This is a genomic window from Mesorhizobium sp. M7A.F.Ca.CA.001.10.2.1, assembly GCF_003998575.1.
Lineage (GTDB): Bacteria > Pseudomonadota > Alphaproteobacteria > Rhizobiales > Rhizobiaceae > Mesorhizobium.
In genome coordinates, this window is the sequence record NZ_RZQY01000338.1 from 1 (window position 1) to 6405 (window position 6405).

Annotated in this window: 7 protein-coding genes; all 7 read right to left on the bottom strand. The window is 62.8% G+C overall.

What is annotated here, in order from left to right; translation table 11 throughout:
• The coding region (locus EN964_RS20805) for an ASKHA domain-containing protein (protein ID WP_127276695.1) at window positions 1-2012 on the bottom strand (2012 nt) is incomplete at its 3' end.
• Window positions 1963-2937, bottom strand: a complete 975-nt coding sequence (locus tag EN964_RS20810; protein ID WP_127271735.1) for a methyltetrahydrofolate cobalamin methyltransferase — start codon at window positions 2935-2937, stop codon at window positions 1963-1965. The genes EN964_RS20810 and EN964_RS20805, both read right to left, overlap by 50 nt.
• An 82-nt stretch (window positions 2938-3019) precedes the next feature.
• On the bottom strand, window positions 3020-4111 hold the full coding sequence (locus EN964_RS20815) for a methylenetetrahydrofolate reductase (protein ID WP_127271737.1): 1092 nt from the start codon (window positions 4109-4111) through the stop codon (window positions 3020-3022).
• On the bottom strand, window positions 4108-4746 hold the full coding sequence (locus EN964_RS20820) for a methylenetetrahydrofolate reductase C-terminal domain-containing protein (RefSeq protein ID WP_127271183.1): 639 nt from the start codon (window positions 4744-4746) through the stop codon (window positions 4108-4110). The genes EN964_RS20815 and EN964_RS20820 overlap by 4 nt, the downstream gene beginning before the upstream one ends.
• Entirely contained in the window at window positions 4739-5041 is a 303-nt protein-coding gene (locus EN964_RS20825) for a virulence factor (protein ID WP_023812316.1), read from the bottom strand. The genes EN964_RS20820 and EN964_RS20825 overlap by 8 nt, the downstream gene beginning before the upstream one ends.
• A 203-nt stretch (window positions 5042-5244) precedes the next feature.
• Window positions 5245-6024: a formyl transferase gene (locus EN964_RS20830; protein WP_127271185.1), complete on the bottom strand. Its 780-nt coding sequence runs from the start codon at window positions 6022-6024 to the stop codon at window positions 5245-5247.
• Window positions 6025-6117: 93 nt separating this feature from the next.
• Window positions 6118-6405: DUF4893 domain-containing protein (locus EN964_RS20835; RefSeq protein WP_127276697.1), on the bottom strand; the 288-nt coding region annotated here is incomplete at its 5' end.

Genomic DNA, 6405 nt, shown 5'->3' on the forward strand with positions numbered 1-6405 from the left:
TTGTTGGGCAGCGCCATGGCGTAGACGAAATGCTCCTGGAATTTCGGTTCCAGGGCCGTCTCGATCTTCTCGATCTTGCTGACCGTGTCCTCGATCTCGCGGCGGTAGCCGCGATTGAGCAGCGCCATGCGCGCGCCGGCACCGGCGGCGTTGCCGACGGCCGAGACCTTGTCGAGGTCGCAATCCGGGATCAGCCCGAGCACCATGGCGTATTTCGGATCGATGAAGGAGCCGAAGGCGCCGGCGAAATGGATGCGGTCGACATGCTCGGTGTTCTGCTTTTCCATCAACAGCTTGGTGCCGGCATAAAGCGCTGCCTTGGCAAGCTGAATGGCGCGCACATCGGTCTGGGTGATGGTGATCTTCGGCCCATCTTCCGTCAATGCGGCAGAGCCTTCCTTCAGCACGTAGGAGAAGGTGCGGCCGTTGGCGGTGACGCGCGGCGAACGGGCCGAAAGCCCGCCGTCGATGACGCCGTCCTCGGAAATGATGCCGGCGAGATACATCTCCGCCACCACTTCGATGATGCCGGAACCGCAGATGCCGGTGACGCCGGTTGCCTGGACGCTTTCCAGGAAGCCCGGCTCGTCGGACCACAGCTCAGAGCCGATGACGCGGTATTTTGGTTCCAGTGTATCGGGATCGATGCGCACACGCTCGATGGCGCCCGGTGCTGCGCGCTGGCCGCCGGAGATTTCGGCACCCTCGAAGGCAGGGCCTGTGGGCGAGGAGGCCGCAACCACACGCTGGCGATTGCCGAGTACGATCTCGGCATTGGTACCGACATCGACGATCAGCATCATCTCGTCCTGGCGATGCGGGCCTTCCGACAGCGTCACCGCCGCCGCGTCCGCTCCGACATGGCCGGCGATGCAAGGCAGCATGTAGAGCCTGGCGCCCTGGTTGAGCTTCAGGCCGATGTCGGATGCCTTGATGTGCACAGCGCCCGAAACGGCCAGCGCAAAGGGCGCGCCGCCAAGCTCGGTCGGATCGATGCCGAGGAACAGATGGTGCATGATCGGATTGCCGACGAAGACGCTGTCCAGGATGTCGTTGCGCTGGACATTGCCTTCGGCGCAGACCTTGTCGACCAGCCCGGAGATTGCCTCACGCACGGCGACCGTCATGCCTTCGCGGCCGTCAGGATTCATCATCACATAGGAGACGCGGCTCATCAGATCCTCGCCGAAGCGGATCTGCGGGTTCGAGGTGCCGGAGGAGGCGGCGACGCGGCCCGACAGCAGCGACACCAGATGCATGGCGATGGTGGTCGAGCCGATGTCGCAGGCGAGACCGTAGGCCTCGTTCTTGAGGCCGGGCCAAAGTGCTACGACGCGCGCGGTCTCCGAATCGGCATCCTTGTAGATGGCGGCGGTCGCGGTCCAGTTGCCCTTGCGCAGGATACCTTGCACCTGCGGCAGCAGATAAAAATCGAAATCAAGGCTTTTCAGGCCCCAATCGTGCATCAGCGCGATCTTCAGCCGGTCGAGATCGCCAAGCGGCTTGTGCATGTCGGGTTCTTCGATCTCGACATAGCACATGCGGATCGCCGCATCGCGGGCGATCACCCTGGTGTCGGCATCCTTGCGGATGGTCTGCGCGTTGATGACCGTGTCCTGCGGCACGTCGATGACGAGGTCGCCGAGAATCTGCGCCGAGCAGGAGAGGCGGCGCCGTTCGGGCAGGCCACGGACGCGCTCATAGCGCTCTTCCTTGGCGCCCTTGGGCGTGATGTGGTCGTTGGAGGAGGTGATCTTGTGCTTGGCGAAATTGCCTTCCTGCACTTCGATCTGGCAGCGTCCGCAAGTGGCGGGTCCGCCGCAGACGCTTTCGACATAGACGCCTAGCTGGCGCGCGGCATCGAGCGCCGGCGTGCCGACAGGAAAACGCCCGCGCTTGCCGGACGGCATGAACAGCACGAGCGGGTCGGTGATGTTGGCAGGTGAGTTCACGATTGCGCGCTTATCCTCGGCCCATCCGGGCTTCACGGCCGCCACGGCGGCGGCCGCCATTGCCGGCGCCGTCGCCCGGCGCATTGACTTGCGTCGGGGCGGCAACGGCCTGGCCGCCTTCGGCCGGCTTGTAATCCTTATAGGTGCGGATCCAGTTGGTGCAGTTCTCGTCGGTGCCGTTCAGCACATTCGCGCCGCGCACGGCTTCCATTTCCTGCGGGCGCACCGGGTTCATGATCGCCGAGGTCATGCCGGCGCCGATAACCATCGGAATGAAGGCAGCGTTGATGCCATGGCGATGCGGCAGGCCGAACGAGATGTTGGACAGGCCACAGGTGGTGTTGACCTTGAGCTCTTCACGCAGGCGGCGCAGCAGCGCGAAGACCTGGCGGCCGGCATCGCCCAGCGCGCCGATCGGCATCACCAGCGGGTCGACGACGACGTCATGCGCCGGAATGCCGAAATCGGCGCAGCGCTCGACGATCTTCTTGGCGACGGCGAAACGCACGTCCGGATCCATTGAAATGCCCGTCTCGTCGTTGGAGATGGCGACGACCGGCACGTTGTACTTCTTGACCAGCGGCAGGATGGCTTCGAGCTTTTCTTCCTCGCCGGTGACGGAGTTGACCAGCGGACGGCCCTTGGCGACCTTGAGTGCTGCTTCGATCGCGGCGGTGACGGAACTGTCGATCGACAGCGGCAGGTCGACCAGCCCCTGCACGATCTCCAGCGTCTGCACCAAAAGGCCGGGTTCGGTCTCGTTCGGGTTAACCGAAGTGACGCCGGCGTTGACATCGAGCATGGTGGCGCCGCAGGCTGCCTGCTCGAGTGCGTCCCGGATGACGGTGTCGAAATTGCCCGCGATCATCTCGGCGGCCAGCTTCTTGCGGCCGGTCGGGTTGATGCGTTCACCGATCACGCAGAACGGCTGATCGAAGCCGATGATGATTTCTCGTGTCGCCGAGGCGACGATGGTACGGGTCATGGAATTCTCTCCGCCGTGATATAAAGATTTCTTTATATCGTTATCTGCTTTCGTTCAAGCGAATGGGTGGCCGTCCGCGCCGTCAATGCGCGGTCTTCACCATGTCCACCTGCGTTTCGGTAATGTCGTCGTGCAAGATGCTGTCGAGCCGGTCGGCGACGAGCTGATCGTCGCGGCGGATCTCACGTTTCCACGGCTGGCGGCCCTTCAGCACGCCCGATTCATCGACGATCTCGGCGACATATTCCTCCTGCCGGTAGGCCATCACATGGACGCCGGAAACGCCTGATATTTCCTTCACCTCGTTGATGATGTCGATGCAGAGTTGCTTGCCTTCCTTTTTCTGGTCCTGGGCGCCTTCCAGCCGCTTGATGACAGAATCGGGAATATGGATGCCCGGCACGTTCGAGCGGATCCACTTGGCCGTCTTGGCCGAGGCCAGCGGCCCGACGCCAACCAGGATGAAGCATTTTTCGGTGTAGCCGAGGTCGCGCACCTTTTGCATGTAGCTGCGGAACATCGGCACGTCGAAGCAATACTGGCTCTGCACGAATTGCGCGCCGGCGGCGATCTTCTTGCCCAGCCGATGCGGCCGGAAGTCGATCGGCGGCGCGAATGGGTTGATCGCGGCTCCGAGGAAAAGCTGCGGTGGCGTCGTCAGCTTGCGGCCGGACAGGAACTTGCCATTGTCGCGCATGATGCGGCAGGTCTCGAGCAGCGACATGCAGTCGAGGTCGAACACCGGCTTGGCGCCGGGCTGGTCGCCGGCCTGCACACCGTCTCCGGTCAGGCACAGCATGTTGGCGACGCCCATCGCGGCCCCGCCCAGCACGTCGCCCTGGATGGCGATGCGGTTCTTGTCGCGGCAGGCGATCTGCATGATCGGCGCATAGCCCATGCGGGTCAAAAGCGCGCAGATACCGACCGACGACATGTGGCAATTGGCGCCCGAGGCGTCGACGGCGTTGATGGCATCGACCCAGCCGTCGAAGATCTTGGCGCGGTTATAGACGTCTTCCGGATCGGCGCTGTCGGGCGGGTTGAGCTCGGTGGTGACGGCGAACTCGCCGCGCCGCAGGACGCGCTCCAGCCGGCCGCGCGAGGTGTGGCCGGGCAGGGGTTCGAGCGGCAGGTGGATGCCGGCCGGGTTCTCGTCGATCTGGCGTCCGATCATGCCGGTGCCCCGGTGTTTGCCGTCTCATTTTTGGCGGCAGCGGCCGCTTCGCGTGCGGCGGCCGCCTGCGCGGTCACCCGCAGCCAGGCCGATGTTTCGCGCAGCGACTGGTCGACCGGCTTCTGCACGGTCAGGATCCTGTCGCCGTGCACCATGTTCTGCGAGCCTTCCCAGGCTTTGACCCAGACGCAGGGCATATCGGGCTCGACCTCGCAATTGCCGTTGGCGCGGACGCCGCCGCAAGGACCGTTGCGCAATTGCTTGGGGCAGTTCATCGGGCACGACATGCCGGTCGAGGACAATATGCACTGGCCGCACATGCGGCAGTCGAACATGAAGCCCTTGACGCGCTTCTCGACGAATTTGATCGGCCCTTCGACGCGGCCGTAACCTATGCCCTTCCACAAGGGATGGAGGAGCAGGAACATGTCGGCGAATTTGGCGTAGAACCATTCGAGTAATCGCGAGTGCCGCACAGACCATAATCTGACCGCAAAGGAACGCTGCACGCGCCGCTGCGGCGATACGTCGGCCGGCTTGTAGTCGGATTTCGGCGCTGCCTTTTTGACCAGAGTGGCCTGGGTAACCGGCTGGACAACCCTTTGGCCATCCTTGGCAGGAATGGTTTCAGACATTTTCTTTGCCGCCTGCCTTGACCAGGGCGACCAGCCGCTCGCGGTCGTATTTCGTGTCGATATCGTTGAATGCCTTCTCGACCTCGGCTTCGAGGTCATCGCCGACCGGGACGGGATCGGCCTTGCGCCATTCGGCCAGATAATCGTCGGTGCCGCCGGCGCCAGTGCGCATCGCGCACATGTCGATCGCCTCGGTGAAGCGCAGCGGCAGCTCGCGCTTGGCGTTCTGCCGGCCCTTTTTGACGATGATTTGGGCTGGGATGTCGCGCCAGTAGACGACGATCAGATCGGCCATGAATTCTCACTCCTCGTTCTGCGAGCATTGCCGGAAGCGCAGTGGGGCCGCTTGTTATGGGACGACGCGCGCGCATTCAAAAGCGACGCATTTGGATGTCGTAAAATGAAAGGTGTGATTATTCGTTTCCGGCGTCTGCCGGCGCCCGGTTCGAGGCGTCGGAAAAGCCGGCTCACGGCGTGCGGATCCTGACGAGGAATGCGCTACCAGATGCCGGTTCTCAGGCCAGTCCAGAGATAGAACCAGATCGTCGGATGATACCATTGCTGTGATGGCAGACCGGGGTCGACGGTGGTGATTTTTCCGGCCAGAACATCGCTGACCGCCTCGACGCAGATGTCGCGCGAGAACGCGGCCTGGCGCAACGCGTAGCTGGAGATGGTGTCGCCGCGTTTCGGTTGACCGCGCACCTGTTTCAGCACGGCGCCCGTATCGACGCCGGCATCGACCAGATGCACGGTGGTGCCGAAATTCTGCGGGTCGCCTGACGTCAACGCCCAGTAGCCACCGTTCATGCCGCGGTATTTCGGCGTGATGCCGGCGTGATAGTTGAGCACCGGGCAAGGCATCCGGGCAAGCATGTCCTTCGACAACAGCCTGCAGCCATTAAGCAGGACAACGCCAGGCTGGATCTTCTTGATCGCTTCGAGGCATTCCGGCCCGTTGGCTGAGGCGACATGGATGATTTCCTGATCCCGCCGCGGCTCGACCTCGAGCTTTTCCTCGGCAATCAGCCGGGCGGCATGGCTGGCGAGAAGCCGTTTGCCCAGTCTGCTGAGCACCATCGTGCCAAGTTGGCCGATGGCGGAGATCCAGCCCTGGCGGCGAGCCCGGCCGCGAAGCAATTGCTTTTTGGATTCAGGCGTTTCGAGGATGACGCTGACAGGGCCGACGCGGTCGGTGATCGCGTTGACGATAGCCCAGACATGCTGGCCGCCTCCGGTGACGACCACGATCCGCGTACTGGATTCTGATGCTGCCATGGATCTTGCCCCCTCCAAGCAACCCGTTCTTGATAATGGTCGGGATGCTAGGGCGTCCGGGTTAATCCTTGGTGATCAGCCTTCGATACACAGTCAGCGCTTGAATTCGATGATATCGAGATTCGATTCGTAATAGGGCGCCGGAAATTCGATGCGCCATTCCTTGGCGCTGTTGCGGAAGGCATAGCCGACCTGGTCGGTTTGCGGGCCGCTGCCATAGGGCTTTGCCGGATCATCGTTGACATAGAAGGAACCGAGATAGATCGCGCGTTTCTCGCCATCGTCGAAGAAACGGCCCTTGGTGCGCTGCGAGCCGCTGATCTTTTCCAGCCGCCAGCCGGAACCGTCGTCGGTGACCTTGCACTTGAACCAGCCATAGAT

Excerpts from the sequence above, each read along its gene's own strand:
- EN964_RS20810 (WP_127271735.1), bottom strand. The coding sequence starts at position 2,937 with ATGACCCGTACCATCGTCGCCTCGGCGACACGAGAAATCATCATCGGC.
- EN964_RS20815 (WP_127271737.1), bottom strand. The coding sequence starts at position 4,111 with ATGATCGGACGCCAGATCGACGAGAACCCGGCCGGCATCCACCTGCCG.
- EN964_RS20820 (WP_127271183.1), bottom strand. The coding sequence starts at position 4,746 with ATGTCTGAAACCATTCCTGCCAAGGATGGCCAAAGGGTTGTCCAGCCG.
- EN964_RS20825 (WP_023812316.1), bottom strand. The coding sequence starts at position 5,041 with ATGGCCGATCTGATCGTCGTCTACTGGCGCGACATCCCAGCCCAAATC.
- EN964_RS20830 (WP_127271185.1), bottom strand. The coding sequence starts at position 6,024 with ATGGCAGCATCAGAATCCAGTACGCGGATCGTGGTCGTCACCGGAGGC.